This window comes from Cerasicoccus maritimus (assembly GCA_031296935.1).
GTDB lineage: Bacteria > Verrucomicrobiota > Verrucomicrobiia > Opitutales > Cerasicoccaceae > Cerasicoccus > Cerasicoccus maritimus.
In genome coordinates this window covers 144,133-170,305 of sequence record JAVDPD010000007.1, presented here as the reverse complement: position 1 = coordinate 170,305, position 26,173 = coordinate 144,133, and the positions used below count along the sequence as shown (strand labels likewise).

Here is a 26,173-nt window from a genome sequence, read left to right as displayed (position 1 = left end):
TTAATCTGTTATTCTAAGTGTAACTGAACCTGCAGGTGAAATTACTTCAAGCTGTTTGAGACCTAAATCTCTCATTAGTGACAAGACTCCTCCGTTGTCCCCACAGGCCGCACACAACGGTCTGTCAACGATCAAACGAGCATTATTAATGTTAAACTTATCACCCAACATAGCCTGAATAAACACATCTGCCTCTGCGTGGCTGGCTGTTTGGACATTCACATTAAAACCAGTGTGAGTATAATGTCCATTCACTAGACCTTGTCCGTGGCCGTTCCAACCCCAATATTCCGCTCCATCAATCTCAAGTTTTGCAATAGTATTTCCTTTAGGCAAAGTTTTCTTACCCGCTGCTTGTGCTGCTGCTCTAGCAGCATTTTCTGCTTCAACCGAGGGAAGGCCAAGTTCTTTCCTAAAAGATGCAACCTCATCCAAAGCTGATCTCGCAGCACTTGCTACTACTTTCCCACTTACTTCGATATCAATCGCACAGTCGTCCGAGTTATGCACGAGCACTGCGGCGTCACCCACAAAGTAATTATGGTGCTCGGTGACCTCGATGTTATAGACCGGGCGATCATCGTAGATTCGGGACAGAGCTTCGATTCTGACCGTGCCGTGGACATAGGAGTGTAGCTGCTCACCTTCGGCGAGTGATCCGGCGCGGACCCAGCCGTTGCGATCGACAGACCAGAATGGATGCTCGGGGGTGGTAACGACGGGTGCGTCAAAGCCCTCCAGCGCGATGGTTACCTTCTGCGTAATGCCCTCGCGATGAGTAAGCATCGCGACTCTGGGAGCACCATCCATGTGGTCGCTCTGGCCGATCACCTCGACATCGACGACTTGACCCGTTAATTCGAAGTCTTGCAGGTAGCGCCAGCCGTCGGCTTCAGCGAGGCCGGTCATGGCTTTCAACCATTGCCCGCTGACAATCGATTGCATGTCGAAGCGGTCACCATCGGCTTCAGCCAGCGAGAGCTTCACTTCGATTGATCGATCCGGCTGTTCATTGATGACTTCGTGCTGCGCGGCCTCAGCATCAGTCAGGACAGCATCGCCCAACGCCAGGTCTTCAATCGGGACGGCCCCAGCCGTGGTCCAAACCAGTGTTCCGGCGACGAAGCAGCCGGTGTTGCGCTTGAGGAAGCGGGTTATCGAGCTGTCCGGAGCAACGTTATCGAGCTTGGTTACCGCACCTACGACAAGCTTCGAGCATTTGACGGCTTTCAGGGCGTGGCCAGCGCCAGCCGTAGCGACGGTCATAACCACTTCGAAGCCGACACCGCCAATGAGACGCCCGATGGCCAGACAGTAATCATCCCGCAGGATGTCCATCTTCAGTTCGTCGTCGTGCCAGGCGAGCACCGTGTATAGGTCCGGGCTGAAGCCTTCGACAATACCCATCCAGTCGTTGTTATAGACCTTTTCGGTCAAGTGGTAGACCATCTGGTTGATACCTTCCCAAAGAGCATTGAGCTGGGTGATGATCTGGGGCCCGTCCTTGATCGTGTTGTAAACGCCCCACGGTGTGGTCGGGCTGTATTTGAAGAAGGTCTTGCCCGCCCACCAGAGCGCCTGCCCGAAGGTCTTAAGCGTGTCCCAACCGGTCTCCACAAAGCCTTCGCCCGTGCCGTAGATGATATGCGAGACACACCAGGCGAGCTCCTTCATTTCCTCGCCAAGTTCCGCCGCACGGTCGACGAAGGAATTCCACATCATATCGACATCGACCGGGTTCGCCAGCAGGAAGGTTTCAAACGAACCTGCGGTGGTATCAAACTCATCCAGCGCCGCATTGAGCTGCGAAATATTATGCGCATTGGCGCTCCGCATCATGAGCTTGTAGTAGAACATGATCAGGTTCGTATAGCTGCTAAGCGTGTCCACATAAGCCGTGAAGTAGCTAAGCATGCCGAAGGCGCTCATCGGAAAGTAGCCACTCGGATCGCCCAAATTGACCGGATCGTTGAAGGCGTAGAGGTATTTGTGGAGCGAGAGCGGTTCATCCGCGAATCCGTCGAAGGGATCCGTCGTGTGGAAACGACCCAGATCGGTATCTAAGTAGCGCGCCCGCAAGTAGTAGAGCCCGAGGTCGCCATCGAATTGCTGCCCCTGATAGAGGTAGGTATTCGGGGTCGTGCCAGTCGCACGCAGCAGGTTTCCGAAGGCATCGTAATCGTAGCTGTCCGTGAGGAGGCCGGTTTCGTCCGAGAGTGCGCGAATGCTGCCCTGGCCATCGTAATGGTAGTAACTCGTTTCCCAGTCAAAGGTCTGCGTCAGCGGATTCTCCAGCCACTGGTGCTGTGCGATCAAGCCGAGGCCATAGACGTAACTACGATGCGGCACAAAGGCGGTGCCGTTCCAGGACAGCTCTTCCACCACTTGCGCAAATCCGCTTAGGCTGTTGCCATCGATTAGATAAAGCGTCGTGGAGCCCGCGCTCGGGCCGCCTGAAACGATTTTACCGATACGGTTTCCGGCGGCATCGTAGGAGATGTCAATAATGGTCCCGTCGCTCTTGGTGCGGCGCACTAGCTTGTCCCGGAAATCATACACGTCGGTGTATCCCGGTTCGGACGCAGGGCCAGCGGTGGTGTTGCCGTTGGCGTCGTAGCTGTAACCAACAATGCGGTCGTTAACGGTGTAGTTAAACGACTGGGTATTGATGGATGGAATGGAGGAACTCCGGGTCTCGCGATTGCCAGCGTCATCGTAAGTGTAATCGACGGTTCCGTTTTGGCCGAATGGGTCGTCCGCCACAATTTCCCTGACTAATTGATTGCGGTCGTCGTAATTCCAGGCGACATCGCGCCCGGTGCTTTCGTTCACCGCGAGTTTTTGACCGGTCGGGCTGAGTGTATAGCCGTAGCTCTGCACCAGTGACGATCCATCACGCACTTCTAGGTCGGTCAGGCGATTGAGCTGGTCATAGGTAAACTCATGGCGAATGCCGTTGGCGTAGGTCATCTGATCCATCGAACCAACCTGCGTGTAAGCATAGGTGTGAACGGTGGATGAAGGCATGAAGCCCGCGTTGTCAGTAACCGACTGCAAGCGGTTCAGCTCATCATACCCATAGGCGACATTCACTCCGTTCGGATTATTGGAACTGAGCGAGGTCAGGTTACTGGCCACATCGTAAGTATAGCTCAAATCGCCGTCCGGGGTGGACTTGAGCGTCAGACGATCACGCGAGTCATAGGTGAATGCTTCCTCATGCAAAACGGTTTCTCCGAAGGCTTCCGCCGAGCGCAGTGAGGAATAAGTCATGCGCCCAACCTCGTCGTAGACGTAATCAATGCTGGCCGCAACATGGCTGAGCGAGAGCGACGGGTGGGTGGAATCTGCTGACTGCTCAACCAAGCGGTTCAACTGGTCGTAGTTGTAGGTTGTTGCGTAACCGTTGGCGTCGGTGCGAGTCACCAAGTTTGAGGCCGCATCGTAAGTGTAGGACTCGATTTCGCCACCCGGCATTTCCTTGGTGAGTAAGCGACCAAGCGCATCGTAGGTGAATTCGGTGCGACGTCCCAGGCCATCCACTTGAGCCGTCCGGCGACCGGCATCGTCGTATTCGTAAGAGGTGACCGCGAGCGGATTGTCATTTTCGTCCAACTCCGTAACGGTGAGTAGGCGTCCCCGAACATCGTAGCTGAAGGCTTTGGCGTTGCCGTTCTGGTCAACCTCCTTGGAGACCAAACCCCGGTCATCGTATTCAAATGACTGGGTGGAGCCATCGGCTAGTTGACGTTCAATGAGCTGATTGGCGGCGTCATAGACAAAGACGGTTTCACGGCCCAAGGCGTCAATGACCTTGGTTTGATTTCCGCTGACGTCGTATTCGTATTGCGTCGTTTGCCCAAGCTCATCGGTGATTTGCAACAGACGTCCCTGATCATCATAGGCGAAACTCGTTTCGTTATCGAGCGGATCAAGCGTCGATACTTGCCGTCCGAAGGCGTCGTAAGCGGTTTCAGTGATACCGCCATCAGGATAGGTGGTGCGGAAGCGGTAGTTATTGATGTCGTATTCAAACGAGGTGATCCTGCCCAGTGCATCTGCTTGCGAAACTAGATTGCCAATCTCGTCATAGTCAAAGGTGCGCTCACGGCCAAGGGCGTCGATGACTTTCGTGCGTCGGCCCAACTCGTCGTATTCAAAGCTGCTGACATTGCCATTGGGATCCGATTGAGTCAGCGGCAGACCAATATTACTGTAAGTAAAGGTCTGCTCGATGATGCGATCCGCGTTCGTGGTGATCGGATTGCCTAACCCGGCATAATCCAAGTAACGGCGCTGCTGCGTTACGCGTCCGAAAGGATCGTAGTCGAAATCGGTTACATGGCCCAGTTCATCCACTTCTCGGGTGCGGCGGCCAAGAACATCATACTGGTAATCGATCTGGGTGCCATCAGGGTTGATCACCGTTTCCAAACGCTGACGAGCGTCATAGGCAAAAAAGGTCGTGTTACCAGCGGCATCGGTTTCAGAAACCTTGTTGCCGAGTTCGTCGTAAGCCTTCGTGATGTTGCGGCCCAGGGCATCGGTGTAAGAAGTCTGACGACCCTTACAACCACAGTCGTTGTCGTAGACGAACTCCGTGATATTGCCCCGTGGATCAATGGTCATTGATACTTGGCCAATCGCATCGTAGACGGTTTCTGACACCGCGTTATCCGATGGGTCAAGGTCGAGACCTTGCGCATCAACTTCACCGATGAATTCGGTGCGAACCAGACGGTTCAGCTCGTCGTATTCAAAGAGCGTCGCCATGCCCTCACGGTTGTAGAGCGCCACGCGGTTGCCGTTTTCGTCGTGGAAGTAACTCTCACTCGTGCCATCGGCGTGCGTGCGTTCCAGCAAATTACCGCGAGGATCGTATTCGTAAGTGACGGTTCGCCCTAACTCATCGACTTCGCTCACCATGCGGCCCAGGAGGTCGTAGGTCTGCGTAGAGCTTGATCCGTCCGGGTAGCTGAAGCTGGTGATGCGCCCCATCGAATCATACGTATAGGTCGCGGCATCGCCATTGGGGTTTGAGGTGCTCAGGATTTGTCCGGCGGCATCATAGGTGGACGCAATGGTTACGCCACCTGGCATCTGCGTTTCCAGCAGGTTCCCACGATTGTCGTAGATATAATCAACAACTTGGCCTGCCTCATCGATCACCTGAACGATCTTGTCATTTTCGTTATAGCTCTGAGTAGTCGACGTGCCGTCAGAATAAACAATCGAAAGCAGCTTTCCTTCACCATCATAGCTGAAGCTGGCGCTTAAATCCGTGGTCGAACCATCGTAATTGGTTCGGGTCATCGACTCGGCAATCTTCACGCCAATGCCATTGCCGTCGGGATCGCCGTTATTATCTGCGTCCACATCGACATCGTAGGTTTTGAATACTTCGCTGTAGACAGTTCCGTCTGGCGCCACCCGGCGCTCGACAATGGGTAAGCCATAAGCACTGTATTCCCACTCCACCTTATTGCCCAAAGCATCCGTTTTGCTGGTTTGATTGCCTTCCGCATCATAGGTGTAGCTGGTCACATTACCAAGTGCGTCCGTCATCGACGTCATGTTGCCCGCAACATCATAGGCATAGTTGGTGGTGCTGCCTCGCGGATCCGTAACGGCAGTTTTTAAATGAGGATTTGCTGGATCATCATAAGCGTAGGTAGTCGTGAAGCCAACGGGATCCTCATCCGTAATGCCCTCAGTGGTGGATAGAACTCTACCGGTGTCAGGATCATAGGTCGCCGTCGAGACCGTACCCAGTGGATCAATGATCTTCGTTTCACGATCCGGGTTATTCGGATCTTCGTAAAACCTCTGGGTGATGCCACCATCTGGCGCTATCTGCGAAGTGACGTTACCGCGCTCGTTGTAGACAATGGTCGTTTCCCGGCCCAAGCGGTCACGCACGGTCTGAGAACGACCCGTCAAATCATAGGTATACGTTGTCACCTGCCCATTAGCGTCCACAACACGCGACAGGCGACCCTCCTCGTCATATTCGTTGCGGGTGGCAAGCACGCCATCGTCGCCAGTGATTTCCAGCAGATGGTGCTCATTTGGTGCGGGGTGGTAGCTGTAGAATTGGTCAAAACCGGCACGATCCGTAAAGGCCACCAGATCGCCATTGGCATCGTAGTAATAGCTCAGTTCGGTGCCAGCCGGATCCGTGATCTTCTCGATACGTCCATCCGCGTTGCGTGTGAAAGCGATACTCTGGCCCGAAGAATGATGGTAGCCATTTTCATCAATGGTGATGCTGTTGCCGTGACGGTCCTCAACGTAGGTCAATCCATCATCTTCGTGGATGTGGTATTGAACGCCATCCACTGCCGTGTAGACGAACTCAATTGGGTCGAAATCGGAGCCGTCATCAATGTCGAACAATTGAACCGGACCATTGGCACTACTCAGGAAACCGAGGTTTTCGCCCTTTACCTCAAGCGTTCCTTTCTCGCCTGCAAGTGGTTCAAAGATCAGTGATGCCGGGGTGCCCAATCCTGCTGAGGAGAAGCATTGGCCTTCAGTGTTGGAGTTAACGGCAATACCATAGAAAGCATGTGATTCACCATTGGCGAAGGTCACGGTAACAATATGCGAAGCCGTGTCGGTTAAGAATAACGGACACGTCAAACCACCTGCAAAGTCCATATACCAATCATAGGCCAAGGAGCGGTTCTTTTGGATCGAAACATCTGCAACTGACAAGGACCAACCGTAGCCGAAGTCTCCATCCTGTGCCGCACGCTTAGTGTCATAGTGACGGGTTACCGTGAGGGGTAGCCCCGGCAGATTCGCTTGCAGGTCTTGATATTGCAGCTCGAGATGGCCGACCTTCATGTTGCCATCAACAATGAAGTTGATCGGCCCGTCGGTGATGGTGCGGCCCAGCAAATCCTCGGCTTGGAGGCGCACCTCATAAATACCGTTGAGGAGCAAAGTAGGATCAAAGGTGCCGAGCTCGGCGCTGGCGGCCTCGGTGGTCCCGGTGAAGGCGGTTTGCCAATCGGACTCGCCTTTGAGGCGGTATTGGAAGCGGTATTCCTTGAGGATGCTTGAGGTGACCGTGCCGATGATTGGCGTTGGCGCGGTTAGAACCGTGTCCTCCAAAGGAGATTCAAGCAGAGCATCGGGAGCCGGAGCGCTTCCATCGACAACTGCGATACTGCTGGTGTTGCTTTGCGTAGAACGTGTTCCGACGGTGACTTCGGCATAGACTTCTGCATAGTCATTCAGCACACCTAATTCACTGGCTGGCACTACCAAACGATGCGTGATTGTGCCTGAGATACGTCCGACCGACCCAAGCAAGGTTCCGTTGGCGTAAAACTCGACGGAGCTGACCGGCTGGCCTAAATAAGTTGCGTTGGCCTGGAAGGTAATGTTTTGGCCCGGATCGTAAACGAAGCCATCGCTTGGCGAAGTCAGATCGACTTCCGGCTGAATGAATGCCTCAACTGATTGACGTATGATCGTCGTGAGCTCGCCGTCACTAAGGCGCAGTTCGAAAGCGTAGTCGCCGGGAGCAGTAAAGCTAGTGGTGAGATCAACAACTTGGCTCAGCGGCGTTTTAGTCAGGGGGCCAAAATCTAACGTCGATTCACTGAAAGTCATAGTTCCTGGTCCAGCAATTTGAACCAATTCACCCGTGAATTGCCCTCCTAGTGGATATCCATCATCGCTGACTTCGACTGAAATCGCCAGTTCCCCAGGCAACTCCAATTCATCGGCAGAAGTGATCAATGCAGTTGGCGCATCATTGTTCTTAGGTTGGACGACAACCCTGACGCTGTCGTTGGAGCTGAGCTCTCCATCGCTGACAGTTAACTCGAACTCATATATGCCTTCACCGGCAAGGGTGACTGACGTATCTTCAGCGTTGGGAGTATCAATGCTGATTCCCAGAGGTCCACTTAGTTGAGTCCACGAATAACTCAATCCAGTTCCTGGCAGTCCATCATCAAAGCCATAACCATTGAGCAGTACTGTATTGGCCGGCTCGGTAATCGTGATGTCCTCTCCCGCTTGCGCCACCGGAGCTACATTGGCCAATTCTGAGACCCAGACTTCCAGTGAACGGGAGGCTTCGAGCACTCCATCACTCACCGTAGCAAGGAACGTATATCTTCCTACTTCGTTCGCATGAACGATGGTGTCAATGACGCCGTTCACGGGGTCGGTGAAGGAATCTTGATCAAAGATTGCGGCTGCCGGACCATCTATTTGCGCCCAATTCGCAGTCATTGACAATCCAAGCGGCTCGCCATCATCGATGATCGTTCCACGTAACTGAATCCCCGTGTTGGGCAACGTCACGCGCTTCGGTGCGGCAATCGTAAGACTTGGTCCATTATGCCTGGTGCTGGGCAGGCACTTGCCACTGCTCCCAGCATCGTTAATAGAGGACACTTCTAGCGCGGAGAGAGGACGGCTATACAAGGTAACTTCGTCCAGCGCTCCATCAAAGTAACCCTCGCTGTGATCACGACCACCGATCAGCAATGCTCCGGTCGTATCCGCTTCCCAGTCCCCCACTGCCCAAGCAAGGTAGCTGGCGCCATTGACGAATAATTCCAGGCTGCCAGCAAGACGGTCATAGACGAATGCGAGGTGATACCACCCATTGCTCTCATTGAAGAAATCGCGGTTGTGGGTCGTGAAGAAGGATGTCGTTCCATCAGTACGATCAAAGCGTAATGAAATATCTCGATGATTTTCATGGCTGATACGCAATCCACGACCATCAACACCTACCCACTCCAGCATACTTTTAGCGGTATCGGTTCCACCGCTACGATTGGTATCAGGATCGGCCCAGAATTCGATAGTGAAGCCAGTAGCGCTCTTGCCAATATCCAGTTCAGGTCGCTCACTTGTAATAATAACGTCTTGAGAGGCGGAAGCATTAAGAGCTCCTCCTACCAGACCTGTGCGGTATCGCGGTCCATCGCGTTCATCCGTCACTTGGCTTACCTTGTCATCAGAAGAGTAATCCATCGACCACCAGGCAACCGCATCGGAAGGCAAATCAACGACGCAGGCCACTCCGACCCTGACAGTTACCTGATCTGCTCCACGAGCAAGGCCATCGCTGGCAGCAAGCTGAAGGACGTAGACTCCATCTGAGGAGAAGCTCACCGATGGAGTTAAGCTACTTGAATCAGAGAAATCAGCGACACCTCCTGCGGGTCCGCCCAACACGCTCCAGTCGTAAGTAAGCGGCAAGGGTGTCGCGTCATCAACAGCAGTTCCTTCGAGGATGGCTACCTGCGTAGTGTCTCCCAAGGAAATGTCATAACCGGCAAATACAGAAGGTGCGCCGTTACGGAGCATTGGACATTTGCCCTGGGCCCCAGCGCCATGAATGCCGGCAATGTCGGTGTAGCTCAACGGGCGATCATAGAAACTGACCTCATCCAATGCTCCATCGAAAAATCCGTATAGAGTATTCGCTCCTTCCCAGAGGGGCTTGCCTCCAAAATAAATATCCCCCGTGGTATCGACTTCAATGTTACCAGGGAACCATTGCCGGAAAAGCCCGCCATTGACATACATCCGAAGCTCACCCGCAACCCGGTCATAAACATAGGCGATGTGATACCAAGAACCCTCGTAAAAGAAATTACTGTCGTGCGTGGTATAACTGGCGCCGGAGCCATCCGTTCCATCAAAGAAAATGGTGAGATCACGATGATCTTCGTGTGCGATGCGCAGCCCTCTGCCATCGACACCAGTCCATTCTATCAAGCTGCGGGAGTCATCAGTGCCTTCACTGCGGTTACGGTCGGGGTAAGTCCAAAATTCAATGGTAAATCCATCTGGATTGCTGCCCAGATTTAAATTGGGGCTTTCTTCAACCACTACGAGACTATTCATAGTCGAAGCATTCAGCGCATCATTGACCTGACCAGTTCGGAAGCTCGGGTTTGCCGCGATGCCGAGCACATTCTCAACCACCTCCATCGTGTCTCCCTCGAAAGGCCACCAGGCAACCAGACCTGCCGGAGGAACCATATTGCACGTCGCGCCAACCTGCACGACCAGTGCATCTTCAGATTCTTCCAAACCGTCACGCCCAATCAACTTGAGGAGGTAGAGACCATTGCTGCTGAAAGTTGCCGTCGTGCTTAGGGCAGTCGCATCCCCAAAGGTAACACTGCCCCCTACTGGAGTCACTACGGCACTCCACTCCGTTTCCAAAGTTGCCGCACCGGGCAGTCCATCATCATAGGCAATGCCCTGGAGTGTGAGCACCTCACTGACATCAGCCAAAGCGGCGTCATCCCCCGCATTGACGGTTGGCGCAGAATTGGGCGTCAGTGGGCACTTGCCATAGCTTCCCGCAGCAAAAATTGCATAGATATCAACATAAGTCAGTGGACGCTCATAGAAGCTTACTTCATCCAGACCACCATCAAAATAGCCTTCCGTGAAGGGGCGTCCTCCCAGCCATACATCCCCCAGCGTGTCAGCCTCCAGATCACCTACCGCCCAACTCTTAAAGAGTGCGCCATTGGCGTAGAAATAAAGCATACCTTCTGGTCGGTCATAGACGTAAGCCAAATGATACCAGCCATTGCTCTCGTAAAAGAAGTTACTGTCATGGGAAGTGTAAGTGTTTGTAGAGCCGTCAATCCGATCAAAGATCAAGCTAATGTCCCGATGGTTATGGTGACTAATCCGCATGCCGCGGCCATCCACACCGGTCCATTCAAGCAGGCTCTTCGGTGAATTAGTCCCCTGACTGTAATTCGAATCCGGGTCCGCCCAAAACTCAATGGTGAAGCCATCCGATGATGAACCGAGATCGTAGTTCGCGTGCTCCGGTGTAATGATAACATCCCGCTGCGCACTGCTATTGAGCGCTGATCCAACTTGGCCCAAACGGTATCGCGGATCATCTGAGGTTCCCAACACATTGGCGACCACTTCGAGGCCATCATTATTCAGAGGCCACCACGCAGTCAGTCCCTCGGGAGCTTCCACTCCACAGTGCACGCCTACGCGGACTGCCACCAGATCTTTCGAAGTCGCCAGTCCATCGGATGCTTCCAATTGCAGAACATAGACACCTTCTTGACCAAAGGTAACTTGGGTATTGAGATCAGTCGGATCAGTAATTTCCACGGTGGCTCCAGTGGGCTGGTGCACAACGTTCCAGTCGATGGTTAATATACCCGACTCAGGCAAGCCATCATCAGATACCTGACCAGCCATCACTAAGATTTGGTCCGTAGAAGGAATGCCAACATCATCTCCCGCAAGAACCAGCGGAGGACGGTTATTCGTTAATGGACAGCGCCCGTGATCACCAGCAGCGTGCAGAGCAAAAATTTCGATTTGGGAAAGTGGGCGAGCATACAGACACAGCTCATCAATGGCCCCATCATACATTCCCAAAGTTTTGTATGCTGCTTGACTCCACAGTGGACGTCCGCCAATCCAGATATCACCGGTCGTGTCGATTGATTCTCCAGATATCGTCCAATTCTTGTAGGCCGCGCCATTCACGTAGAGCGTTACTTGCTCTTCCGCTAAATCAAAGGTATAAACAATGTGGTACCACGATCCCTCATAAAAGAAATTACTGTCATGCGTGGTTAGAGCGGTCGTAGATCCATCGGTACGATCAAAATAGAGCGTAAGGTCTCGATGATTATGGTGTGTCACGCGCAAGCCGTGTCCATCAACGCCAGTCCATTCAATTATGCTTCTGGGATCATTCGTGCCTTCACTCCGATTCACATCTGGATAGGTCCAGAACTCGATGCTGAATCCCTCCGTGCTTTGGCCAATATTGAAACTGTCTCGCTCGGGAGCCTGGATAACATCCTCCGCATTGCTAACGCTCAAGGCGGAGCCAACCATGCCGGTTCGGTAATCTGGATTTTCAGTCAATTCATAACGGCCTTCAACTTCTTCATAAGCAGTATTATTCATCGGCCACCAGGCTACCATACCCTCAGGAGGAGCAACGGTGCAGGTATGCCCAACGCGAACGCTCAGGGTATCCACGCTCATCGCCAATCCGTCGCTGGCGCTAAGCTTCAGGATATATAGTCCGGGTAGATTGAAAGTTACTTGCGTTGCTGGATCACTCGGATCAGCAAAAGAAGCCGCGCCACCACTGGGGCCATACGCCATTTCCCATTGGATACTCAAATTCCCTTCTGGCAGCATGTCATCCACCACATTTCCAGAAAGAAGCAACGCATCTGCCTCAGACACGAGGCCCGTATCTTCGCCCGCATCCACAATCGGCGCCCGATTTCCGGTCAGCGGACATTTACCATCTGCTCCCGCGCCATGAATCGCGTAAATCTGCGAGGCGTTTAGCGGCAGATTATAGAACGTCAATTCATCAATGGCTCCGTCAAAATATCCTTCTTGGAACGGGCGCCCACCAATGTAGAGGTCGCCAACCGTATCAGCCGTCCAATCTCCAGCACTCCAGCTCTGGAAAGCATTACCGTTTACAAAAAGGGTCAGGACCTGCTGATTGCGGTTAAAGACATAGGCAATGTGATACCACGCGTTCTCGTAGAAGAAATTGCGGTCGTGGGTGGTGCAGGTCGTAGACGAACCATCAACCCGGTCAAAGTAAAAGGTAAGATCGCGATGGTTGTGGTGGCTAATGCGCAAGCCACGGCCATCACTTCCCGTCCACTCCACAATACTCTTGGGCGTGTTAGTGCCCTGACTGCGGTTCGAGTCCGCTCTCAGCCAACCTTCGATGGTAAATCCAGCTTCACTTTGCCCGAGATCCAGATTGGGCCTAGCCAAAGCGATCAATGAGTTTGCCTGCGAGTTGGAATTCAACGCAGCCCCAATCTTGCCTGTCCGATAGCTAAGTTCACCTGCTACCTCCTCGGTCTGGGCAATCTCCTCATAGGTCGATCCGTCAAACGTCCACCAAGCAACTACTCCCTCAGGAACTTCCATGCTGCAGTTTTCACCAACTCGTATCGCGACAATGTCATCAGCCTGAGCCAAGCCATCGGTTGCGGATAGTTTGAGGACATAAAGGCCCGTTTCGCTAAAGGTAACGCGCGTCTGCGGATCACCGACATCGGCAAAACTCACCACACTACCCGTCGGGCTCTGCACCACATCCCAAGAAATCGACAGGCTTCCATAATCCGGTAAACCGTCATCCTCCACCACGCCTTGAAGTTGTAGTGACTCGGCAGTTGAACTGATGCCGCTGTCCAAACCAGCATTAACCGTTGGAGCAACATTATCGCCCAGTGGACACTTACCGAATGAACCTGCCGCATGAATGTCAAAAACCTCTGATTGAACCAGCGGTCGACTATAGAGGGCTAACTCATCTATACGACCATCAAAGTATCCTTCTGTGAAAGGACGTCCGCCAATCCAAAGATCGCCGAAAGTATCGATGTCCAAATCGCCGATATTCCATTCACGGAAAACGCCACCATTGACATACAACTTCAAAGATCCAGCGGTGCGGTTGTAAATGTAAGTGATGTGGTACCAAGAACCTTCATAAAAGAAATCACTATTATTTGTGCTGTAGGAAGCAGAGTTCCCATCACGCTGATCAATATACACCGTCAAATCACGATGATTATGGTGAGTGATGCGTAAGCCACGGCCATCAAGACCACTCCACTCGATCAGACTCTTAGGCGAATCAGTGCCTTGACTGCGGTTCACATCTGGATTTGCCCAGAACTCAATCGAAAAACCTTCCTCACTTTGAGCGATATCCAGAGACGGACGGGAATCGACTTTAATCGCCCGCTCAAATGATCCGAAGTCAAAGGATTCGCCTACCAGACCAACGCGATAGTTTGGCGCTGGAGCGGATGCATTTAGATTCTGTTCTTCGTTAAACAAACTACGCTCACCACGCCACCAAGCTACCAATCCGCTGGGCGAATTCACCCGGCAAATCTGTCCTACGCTGACAATTGCGGTGTCTTCCGCCCGCCGTTCTCCATCAAATGCGGACAGGGTGAAGGTATAGAATCCTGGTTCAACAAACGTGACCTGTGGCGTCAATGAAGAGGTGTCATCCATTAACGCACTAGACGGGCCAGAGGTCTGCGCCCACTCCCAAGTAAGTGAATCCACTGAGGGCACGCCATCATCACTCACACTTCCCTCAAGGAGTATCTCTCCAAAAGGTTCGGGTATTGCATAGCGACCACCAGCGCTGACTACGGGCGGAATATTCGTGTGAATTGGGCACTTGCCGACCGCACCAGAATTGTAGATTCCATAAACGTCGGAGGGGGACAACGCTCGGCAATAAAGTGTAATTTCATCCATGATTCCCCGGAAGGGCATGGTCTCGGCATAATCATTGCCCATGAATACATCATAAGACGTTTGAACCATGAACGCCCCAATGTAGCTCGATGTGCGTGGCGATCCATTCAGGTAAATTTCCGCCATGCCGGAGAATTTATTGTAGGTCACGGCAACATGATTCCATGCTCCATTGGTAAGGCCATTACTCGTCGTGAGGACGTGACTGTTGCCATCACGATCCACAACATCCCAGATCAGCCCGCCAGAACTTGTCATCGAAAGCGAAACCCCCTGGCCAGCTTCCGACCCATAATCTAGGAGTCGGGCATTGCGGAGTCCATCTGGCTTAATCCACATCTCCCAACTGACGCCTGCATCCAAAGAAACATCCAGAGATGGCGAAGCAAAGACATTAATGCGGTCATCCACCCCATCAAAAAAGAAGCCAGCAGCGACTCTACCCGTTACGAAAGCCAAAGAAGGATCATCGTAATTTTCCAGAAAGCCGACATTCGCCGACACGTGGTCGATCGAATCGCAATTAGCCTGCCACCAGGAAACCAGACCACGGATATTGTTTACTGAACACTCCGCTGCCACCCGCACTTCTAATCCGTCCGTATTCTCCAACTCACCATCACTTCCGGTAAGAGACAGCAAGTAGATGCCTGGCTCACTGAAGGTCGCAATTGCGTTCGGATCGCTAGGATCAGAGAAATTTACCGATCCCGGACCAAACTTTTTCTCCCAGAGAATCGACACCGTTGATTCGAGGGGCAAACCGTCATCACGAACAACACCATCCAAGACCAATGGATCAGTTTCATGCGTTACATAACGGTCACTACCCGCATTCACAAACGGAGCCTTGTTGTACGGCATCAAATTGACGGCCAGTGTGTCGGTGCGAACTTCAGTATCCGTGGTTGCGGTCAAGCGCAGCACATAGTCGCCATCGATGCTGAATTGAACCGCAGGTCGAAGTTGGGTTGCATCATTATTGGCAAATGAGACCGTGCCCGGCCCCGATACGAGCTCCCAAAGGTAGGTGGGGGCGATGTCAAATTCGTGGGCGCTTCGGCAAATGGCACCACGCAGTTCAATAGTGTCAGGCCATAGTCCTTGGATAGTCTCCCCAGCCTCCACATACCAATCCTTGACCGCAATCGGCTGGTCATAGCCTTCTGTGCCAATCGTTAAGTCCTTGAGAATGGGGCTTTCGCCAGACTCCGCAGGATTAAACACCACCTTACCCTGAATGAAACGCCCTGTAGATGTGGGGGCCTGTTCAAAACCAACTTCTTCCCAAGGTCCATAGCTTACCCCATTTTGACTGGTGCGAACACTCACAACGATACTTGCGTCATTGCATAGCTCAACATTCCAGGTAAGCGGTCCCCATGTCGCCCCATAGATTTCGCTGTCGAAATCAAACTGCCATTCACCGGATTCGCTATCAATCGTTGAAGCGTTTCCGCCAAAATCCCCGTAAGTCCAAAGCGTGCCGCCCAAGTAGGGAGACTGAATATCGACCTCACCCACTGGAGTTACTCCATCCAATCCAATCGGCCCTGCAAGTGGGTTGATGCGCTGAACCACCCCACTGGTGCCGCTTACCCAAATGTACCCCTTGCGGTCGACTGCAACCTCAGTTGGACCATGGTTGGCGACCTTGACCTTTCCGATATAGGTGCCATCCGGCAGAAGACGGCCGACCGTATTACTACAGTGAGAGTGAGCAATCCAGATGTGACCGTCATCCCCAAGCGTCATCCCCTGCGCGTAATTATGCCCGTGCGGATAAGACCCGATAAAGTTACCCTCTATGTCGTATTTAAAGGTCTCTGAGGTGCGGTCACGGCTGACCCAGATATCATTGTTGTAATCCTTCAGAACACTCCAGCCATGGCGACGCGCCCCCATCCACTGGGGGTCCAATTCATCAACAGGCTCAGTCGGATCCCAACGCAAGAAATCAGCCCCGGCAGAATACAATACGCCATCAAAATCAGTAAAGCCGCCATAGGAGCCGCGGGTAGCAGGCAATAGTTCTTCCTCCATGAGCGCTCCGCTCTCACCGTTATAGAGCTGCCATACGCCATTAGACCCACCAACCCAGACATTGCCATCCGGGTTTACCGAAACGTGTCGTAAGCCAGCAACATCGGTTTTAATATAGAGCAAGATCAATTCATCAGTAGCTAAGTCCGCGCTGGGAGATGACCCGTCAGTCGGCAGCGGCCATTCCATCATTTGATCAAGGCCGGCAGATGTATCAAGCACCCCATTACCGTTTCGGTCCACGTAAAGACCACTATCGGGAGTAGCGATCTTAATGATGGAATTATCACGCAAGTTGCCTATCCAGGCATTGCCCCGCTGATCGATAGCGACACGGGTGGGATTAGGATTCGTTGCCCCTTGGGGATTTGCCCAATATTCGCCGAGCACACGCCCCGTGTCGGTGTCGATACGACACACAGTGCCTTTCGTGTAAACGGGCACCCAAAGATAATTGAACCGCGCAAGATCCACACTGGTTTGCAACTGATCGGCGATTTCTTCACTGCTGACTCCAAATAACAAGCCCTCGGCGAAATCGGCTGACGTGGTAAACGTTCTTGAACGCGGATCTGGGTTGACCGTCACGCTGATCAATGCGGGTTCGGAATAATCTATTCCATCGAATGCACGGAACACGAATGTTTGAAGACCAAAGAAACCGTCATTGGGCGTATACGTTAGCGGCAGATCGTCATTCGAAATCAAAGTATCAGCCGAACTCAGTTCAGCGCCATCTTGCAGCGTTATAACTCCAGTGTTTGGCAGAGCATCAAATTTATAACTCAATGGCTCACCTTCTGGGTCTATCCCAGCAAGCGGCATGGTAACCGCAACATTTTCACTGGTCGTGACAGAGCCATTGTTGGCGCTCGGCAAATCATTGATGCTGACAACGTTCAAAGTAACCGTCGCCGGAGCAGATTCCAATTCACCATCACTAACGATGAAGTTCAACGACTCCTGGCCATAGTAGTCCCCGTCGGGGGTAAACGATAAAGGCATGTCGGCGAGAGTAATGATCATCGGGATCGATGAAATGAGAGTTCCACTTGCATTTGCTAACGCCCCATTGCCGGGCAGGCTTTGCAGCGTGTAGCTGAGTAGCTCGCCTTCAGGATCACTGCCCGTCAGGCTAAAGCTCAAAACCGTGTCTTCATCGCCGTCGACTACTTGATCATCGGCGGTTGGCAAATTATTAACCGGAATCACTGAAATCGAAAAGGCCTCTGTATCCGGTTGAGCTCCGTCTTCGCCGCCGTCAGACACGGTTAAAGTAACATTGCCAGACGTGCTAACGCCTTCACCGGGAACCCAGGAAATAACGCCGGTTTCCGTAATTGCCATTCCAAGTGGCGCGCCACTTAGCGAATAGACTAACGATACTCCATCATTCGAATCATCCGGGTCAGAGACGGCAACTGTATACTTGTAGAGCTCACCTTCAGTCGCAGTAGTCTGAGCAGTCGATATAATTTTCGGCGCATCGTTAACTGGAGTGATGGTTATTTCGACCAGCGCAGGATCAGAATTCACCTCACCATCATAAACTACAAATTCAAAACTGTCGTAGCCATGCTCATTCTCATTCGGCGTGTAGGTAAAGCTACCATCACTTTCCACTGTAATCACGCCCAGGCTTGGCTCAGTCGTGACGGTGAAAGTAAGCAGTGCGTCATCAGGGTCTTCATCACTGCCAATGAGTAGATCGGATAATACGGTGTCTTCCGAGGTCGTAAACGCTCCAGCTTGCGCTACCGGCTTATCATTCACATTATTCACTGTTAGCACAAAGCTCTGTACGTCGGTTTCCCCCGCCAAGTCCGTCGCCGTTAGCGTAATGTTATAGGCTGCTACATCAGCGTTCGCGGGTGTTCCGCTCAAGGTGACTCCGTCAAAGCTTAGCCAAGAGGGTAAATCGCCTGCCGTCACCGTCACTGTATCACTAACGTCTTCGTCAATCGCTGTTACTGTATAGTTATATGCAGTGTCTTCGTCTACGCTGGTCACTGGAATGCTCGTAATGGAAGGAGCGTCATTGACGCCTCGCACCAATACAGTCACTTCCGCTGGTAGTGACTCACTGGATGCGTCCGACGCGGTGAACTGAAAGCTGTCCGGCCCATCATAGTTGGGCTCAGGGGTGTATTCGAAGCTCCCCGCAACGCCCAGAGTCACGCTTCCATGGCTGGGCGGCGCTACAATGGCATATATGAGGGCGTCGTTTTCAACATCAGTTCCGGCCAATTGTCCGGAGTAGGTCGAATCCTCATCCACATCAAAGCTATCAGAGGCGGCAACCGGCGCGTCATTGACCGGATTGATGGTGATGTTCACAGTGGCGGAAGTGGATGCTTCCGCTCCATCACTCACCGTAAAAGTAAAGACATCGCTGCCACTATAGTTTTCACCTGGTGTGTAGGTCAGATATGGCGCCGAGCCACTAAGACTTCCGTTGGCCGGGGTAGTGAAAATTGCGTAAGTCAGGGAATCGCCATCAATGTCCGAACCAGTGAGTGTGATGGCAACCGGTGTATCCTCGTCGGTTACAACTGAGAGGGCGTCCGCAATTGGCGCATCGTTCACGGCATTGATGGTGAAATTCTCAACGAGCGCCACATTCCCGCCATTGCCATCGCTGATTACAAGCTCGAACGAAGCGGGACCAAAGTAATTTTCATCGGACGTGAACGTATAGCCCGACAGCAGATCGCCGGTCAGCGTGCCGCCGCTCACGGTATTGATGGTCCCGGCAAGCGTGTCGCCATCCACATCACTGGCGTTGATCGTGATCGGCGTCGCCGTGTCCTCATCAACTGCGAATGGTTCAACAGTGGCAACCGGCAGGTCATTGGTGGAATTGATGGTCAATGTGACTATCGTCGCGCTCGACGTTTCCGTGGCATCTGACACGGTGAAAGCAAAGGAATCCGGCCCGTGATAGTCCGTCACCGGCGTGTAAGTAAACGAACCATCCGGGTTGATCGCCAGAGCGCCATGACTGGGTTGAGCTACAGCAGCAAAAGTCAATGAATCGCCGTCGTCATCCGAGCCGGTGAGATTGCCCTCAAGCGCCACATCTTCATCGGTGGTAAAGCTCGTAGCAATAGCCACAGGCGCGTCATTAACATTAATCACCGTAATGATGAAGCTCTGTGATGCTGAGTCCCCGTCAATGTCCGTAGCGATCAACTCAACGCTGTGTTCGCCAACTTCAGCGTTGGTTGGCGTGCCGCTTAACGTTGTTCCGTCAAAGCTCAACCAAGAAGGTAGCGTAGCAGTCGCAGTGAGCGTTACGATGTCGCCAGCATCCACATCATCAGCAACTGGCGCGTAGCTGTATAATGTATCTTCATCAACGCTGAAAACAGGACTGCTGGTGAAGGTCGGTGCGTCGTTGACCGGATTGACGGTAATGGATATCGATGCGTGGGCAGATACTTCCGTACTATCGCTCACTGTAAAGGTGAATACGTCGCTGCCATTATAGTTTTCGCCTGGCGTGTAGGTCAGATTTGGCGCGGTGCCGCTCAGAATTCCGTTGGCTGGAGCAGTGACGATGGCGTAAGTCAAGGAATCACCGTCAATGTCCGAACCAGTGAGCGTGATGGCGACCTGCATATCCTCGTCGGTTGCAACCGAGAGGGCATCCGCTACTGGCGCATCGTTTACGGCGTTGATGGTGAAATTCTCAACTAGGGTAACCGAACCGCCATTGCCATCGCTGAAAACAAACTCAAACGTAGCAGGACCAAAGTAATTTTCATCGGGCGTGAAGGTATAACCCAAAAGCAGGTTGCCGGTCAGCGTGCCGCCACTCACCGAATTAATGGTCGCGGTAAGCGTATCACCATCCACATCACTGGCGTTGATTGTTATCTGCGTCGCCGTGTCCTCATCGACGGTGAAAGGTTCAACAATAGCGACCGGCAAATCGTTGATGGGATTTACGGTCAAATTGACTATCGCCGCGCTCGACGTCTCCGTGTCATCTGACACGGTAAACGAAAAGGAATCCGGCCCGTGATAGTCTCCCACCGGCGTGTAAGTGAACGAACCATCTGTGTTGATCGCCAGAGCGCCATGGCTGGGTTGATTCGCCTCAATAAAAGTCAAGGAATCGCCGTCCTCATCAGAGCCAGTAAGATTGCCACTCAGCGCCACATCTTCATCGGTGGAAAAGTTCGCCGCAATGCCCACAGGAGCATCATTGACGTTGATTACGGTGATGGTGAAGCTTTGCGTCGCAGGTTCACCGGCAATGTCCGTTGCCGTCAGCACGATGGCGTGCTCGCCAACGTGCTCATTTGCAGGCGTGCCCGACAGCGTGGTTCCATTAAAGCTCAGCCAGCTCGGCAGAACATCCGCCGTTACAGTCACCACATCGTCCGTATCCACATCGTTCGCAGTAACATCGTAGCGGTAGAGCGTATCTTCATCGATTTCCAAGAGTGGTGCGCTGGTTATGGTCGGTGCGTCGTTGACCGGAATAATGGTGATGCTAACAGTGGCGGCTGCTGAGCCATCCGTCCCATCGCTCACCGTAAAGGTGAAGACGTCGCTGCCATTATAGTTCTCGCCTGGTGTGTAGGTCAGATTGGGCGCGGAGCCGCTTAGAACACCGTTGACCGGAGCAGTGGCGATGGCGTAGGTCAAGGAATCCCCGTCGATGTCCGAACCCGTGAGCGTAATTGCAACCGACGTATCTTCATCCGTTTCAGCGGAAAGAGAGTGCGCTACTGGCACATCGTTTACGGCATTGATCATAAAATTCTCAACGAGCGTCACATCCCCGCCATTGCCATCGCTTAAAACAAGCTCGAACGAGGCTGGACCATGATAGTTTTCATCGGGCGTGAAGACATACCCCGCATCCAAGTCACCTGTCAGCACTCCTCCACTGACAGAATTGATGGTCGCGGTCAGAGTATCACCGTCCACATCGCTAGCGTTGATCGTGATCGGCGTCGTCGTGTCTTCATTGACGGTGAATGGCTCAATGGCGGCGACCGGAAGGTCGTTGATGGGATTGACCGTAATCGTGACCAGAGAGGGATCTGAAGTTTCGAGAGCATCGGAAACAGTGAACGTGAAACTATCGCTGCTGTTAAAATCCGTATTGGGGGTGTAAGTGAATGTTCCATCGGCATTGAGCGTGAGCACGCCGTTGGTCGGCAAAGCTGCCACAGCGAAAGTCAAAGGATCACCGTCGTCATCGATCCCACTGAGGATTCCATTCAAGGCAGTATCTTCATCCGTTTCAAAGCTTGCCGCCAATGCCGTTGGCGCGTCGTTGACATTGTTGACCGTCAAAGTGAAGCTTTGGGTATCCGTAGCGCCTGCGATGTCGGTTGCCGTAATGCTAATGCTGTAGTCGGCAACATCGTCGTTATCCGGCGTGCCGCTCAAGGTTACACCGTCAAAGCTTAACCATGCAGGCAAACTACCCGTGGTCAGGGTCACTGCGTCGCCCGCATCAATATCCTCTGCGGTAACCGCGTAGACATAGGGTGTGTCCTCATCGACGCTAGTGACCGGGCTGCTGGTGATGACCGGCGCATCATTCACATTACTGACCGTCAACGCGAAGGCTGCATCGATGTAATCTCCGACTGTGTCAGTTGCTCGTATGACAAGGCTCGATACGCCTTCAGCGTCAGCAGCATAGGCCAGCGACAGAGAAGAACCGGTAATAGAAGGCGTCACCAAACTCGGATTTGAATTGGACTGAACGGAAAAATTTAGGGCGCCAACGCCATCATCGACATCCGAAAACGCCAGCAGCAAATCAATAACGGTGGGATCACTGTCTTCGGTGACCGTAACCGGCGATAGAGAGCCGGTCGGCGCATCGTTGACTGGCTGCACCTGCACCGTAACGGTTCCCAGATTGGAGCTTAGCTGTCCGTCACTGGCTTCGTAAGAGAACGTGACTGCGCCAAAAGCATTCGCGGGTGGCACATACTGGCCGGTGAGGATATTCTGGCCGGGTTCCTGATTGATGTTCAGGAGTTCGCCGCTCGCGGGCGCATCAACGATGGCCAGGGTCAACACATCCCCATTGGCGTCCTGTCCAGTCAGGCTCCAGTTCAGGATGCCGTCCTCTAGCATGGTAAACGTGACATCTTCGACTGTCGGCGCTTCATTGGCGGACTCAACCCGGAAACCAACATCCTGACTCAGGCCCGTCGCGCCATCATCATCCGTCGCCATGGCGGCCAATAGGTAGACATCCTCCTGTGCGCTCAGCGGCGAAGTCAGGGTAAATTCGTAAAAGCCAGTAGTGGCATTGAAGGTCCCGTTACCAATGGAGCCGCCATCGAGGAAGAACTCGACTGAAGACACAGAGCCGTCACTGTCGGTGGCCAAGGCTGCAAAGGTGGGCAACTCAGCGTCCGTGTAGGTCTGGCTACTGACCGGTGATTGAATAGAGATAGCAGGCGGAAGATTGGGCACCGCCACATCGATTAGCACCGTCGAGCTAGCTTTGGCGCCGTCGGTTGCCGTGACCGTCAAGACGGCCTCATAAAGCCCCCCTTGAAGATATTCATGAGAAACGCTCACGCCGGAACCCGTCGCGCCGTCACCAAAGTTCCAGGCGTAGTCGATCAGCGAGCCTCGGCAGCTTGACGAATCCGTCGCGCTGAAAGCCACCGTTAGCGGGGCGTCTCCCGAAACCGGCTCAGCGGCAATGATCGCTTGCACACTGTTGGCTGTGGGCAGGCCCGCCAAATAGTTTTGAGCCACTTCATCCGCTGAGAGCGCCCGTTCGTAAACCGCGCTAAGGAAGTAATCGCCCAACCAAGGCTTCGCGCCATCTTCAGCATCCGATCCTAGACGGACTTGGTAGGGATCATTCCGTGCAAAAATGGTTCCGGTCATCTTCGCAGTCGCCACCAAATCGCCGTTGATATATAGACGTCCCTTGTGGTGCTGGTGCTCACGCATGAAGACAATATGGGTCAATTGCGAATCCGCTGCTTCCGCCGGACTGTAGATGACATCCTGATTACCATGACTCTTTGAGCGATAGCGTACGCGGTAAAGGTCGTCCTGTCGGACAACATCCAGCTTGACGTTGTTCGGCCCAATCGTGGCTATCTGGAATAAAACGCCTTCTTCGCCCGGCTGCGCATTGGCCGGATTCACCCATAGCTCTACGGTGATTTCGTGCGAATGCTTCACGGCGCTGATAATTTTATCCGCTGAGCCAAAACTTTGCGCGAATGTGGGCTCAAGCAGAGCAAAGCCCCCGCATTCAAGCCAGGCTGCGTTGTCCAGCTCATTGATGATCAGATCAATTGGCTCACCGACCTCAGAGCGGTCAAAGATCGTATCGCCTGCTCCAGCAGAAAACTCATAATAGGCCAGTAGGCCCTTGACCACGCGTTCATCCGGCAAAGGCAACACGGTCACTGTTGTTGTTTCCGTATCCGACTGGCCCGCTGAATCCCATACCGTCAGCGTCACGGTGTAATCACCCGGCTGGGCAAATTCATGCCAAAGCGCCTCCTGATTGGAACTGGCCCCATCGCCGAAGTCCCATGAGACGCTGGCGACTCCATAATCATCCTCGGACAATTTGGCCGATAACCAGACTTTCAGCGGCTGATATCCCTCCAGCGGATCGGCGTAAATGACGGCCTCTGGCGCTTCGTCAGTTGGCTCGTCATCGTCGTCGTCACACCACCAGTCCCAACAAGAGTGCCCCTTTTTCTTACCGTAGTAACTTCCGGAGTAATGCTCCACGCAGTTATCCGGGCCATTGCCCTTGCTGAACGCGTTGCTCCAGAACCAGAGATCGCCACCGCCATCACGGGACTGATGCTTGCTCTTTGCCTGCACCATCGAAGATAGCGCAAGAAAGGACACGATTAGAGTAATTAAAAATCTCATGGCTTATAGTAGATAGTGTGATGCGGAGCCATGCAGAAAGAGGAATAGTCACTGGGATGCCAAGCGAAAGTTATTCACAATTAGTGTTTAGCTAACCGTAAAATTCATGCTATTTACTTAGATTATCCATTACTGGAAACACCCCAATCCAGAGGGCATGCAGGAATACTCGCGCAGCAAGCGCCTGATCAACTAATTGACAAATGACCTTTTCAAAATCGCCCGATTGCCGAGCCGTTAAAGCACTCAAATTCGAGTGCTTTTATTTCATTCAAAAGACAGGTGACTGCCGATGAGAAGAGCGAAAAATTGGCCTAGATATCTCAAACAAAGAATTTTAAAGATTGAAAATTTTCAATCCTCAGGCACCAGGAATAGTTGGAATTGCCCAAATCGTTTGCCTTACTTCACCGCAATGGGGAAAGCGAAATAACTGGGATCATACTGCGGATTCTGCTACGGGAAGCACTGTCGAAAATAGGCAACGGTATCCTGATGCGCGTCCTTGGTACTATAGACTTGGTAATTGGCGGCAGAGCGCGACCACACATCCGCGCTGGCAATCAAGGTCGAAGTGTAAACAGCTTACATATCCGAGTGCGCACAAGTTTCAGGTGGCCGAGTCCGGCAAATACTGCGGTTGGCGAAACTTCACGAAAACATTCAAGCGGAAATACTTTCCCTGCCCCCACAGAAAGCCAGAAAGCGTTTCCCAGAGAAACTCCTCCGTCAGTTGACTCCACTTTCACCCCAAAAGCAATTGATTCATGCAGAGCCAAAAACAGGATTAAGCTTCAGGAGTTCTTCGAATTGACTCACATTCTCAAATTTTGGGTGCTCTCCGAATTAAATGGTAAAGTATTTTGCACAGTAATGGTAGGGGTGACGATCCTGAAAGCGGCCCAAATTATCCAATACAGTGACGATCAGGCAACGGGCTGTACCTCCATTCGCTTCCCCGCGTAAGCCACGCCCGACCATCTGCATGTAGCGAACAGGGCTAAATACCTGACGGGAAATAATTACTATATCTGTTTTAGGGGCATCAAATCCGGTCGTCAGAACACTGTGATTACAGAGAACTCGAATCTCCCCTGCCTGAAACTGATCGAGGAAATATCGACGCGATGACCGAGGAGTTCTGCCACTGATTGCAGCCGCTGGCACGCCCTGCAAATTCAGACGGGCTGCGACTTCTTCCGCATGCTCTACTGAATTTGCAAAAAACAAGGTCGAATGTGCTCTTGCTTGCTGAATGTAGTCCACAATCGCCTGATTGCGCTTCGGATTTTTTGCTAGTCGCTGATTGATTTCTTCTACCAATCGCTCAAAATCCAAACCGTCACGTTGATCCCAAAGCTCTAGCAATCGTTCTTCCTCCTCGGGCCGAATCCCTACTCCTGAATCAATACATTGATAATCTACTTCGGACAATACTCCTTGGCGGCGCAGCCGTGCGTGCAGATCCGCTTGTTCAACGGGAAGCCACTGATTATCAAATCGTCGAGCTAACCGTTGGCTCTCGTCGTCATCACTTCTAAAAGGAGTTGCACTCAAGCCGATAATCACTGGCTCGATTGACCCATATTCCTTGTTAAGGGTTGTTTCCGCATCCAGCCACCGAAGTAGCCCCGTGTAGCTAGGTGTAATGGCGTGGTGACACTCATCAATTACTGTCAGACCCGGTTCCTTCAACCATTCCAACTGCTCTGCACCCATTCGACTATTCAGGGTCTGAATCGACGCCACCACCACAACTGGCTTGGACGGTTCGTACACTGCAGGGTTACGATTGCCACCCCACAAGCGAATAATTCGGAGATCCGTCCGTTCCGCGCCTACATTCAACCATACCTGTCGAAAAGCCTGCACTGCTTGCTCGCAAAGTTCATCCGTCTGAGCAATCCAGATCACGCGCCTGCGATCT

Annotated in this window: 2 protein-coding genes; both read right to left on the bottom strand. The window is 52.6% G+C overall.

Annotated features, from left to right (window positions below; all coding sequences use genetic code 11):
- Positions 1 to 24,246 (bottom strand): tandem-95 repeat protein, encoded by a 24,246-nt coding sequence (locus RBB62_RS06950; protein WP_309398008.1) that lies wholly within the window; start codon positions 24,244 to 24,246, stop codon positions 1 to 3.
- A gap of 846 nt (positions 24,247 to 25,092) precedes the next feature.
- Entirely contained in the window at positions 25,093 to 26,160 is a 1,068-nt protein-coding gene (locus RBB62_RS06945) for a DEAD/DEAH box helicase (protein ID WP_343219077.1), read from the bottom strand.
- Positions 26,161 to 26,173 lie beyond the last annotated feature (13 nt).

Bases quoted from the DNA above. Each gene is read 5' to 3' on its own strand.
- RBB62_RS06950 (WP_309398008.1), bottom strand. From the start codon at position 24,246: ATGAGATTTTTAATTACTCTAATCGTGTCCTTTCTTGCGCTATCTTCG.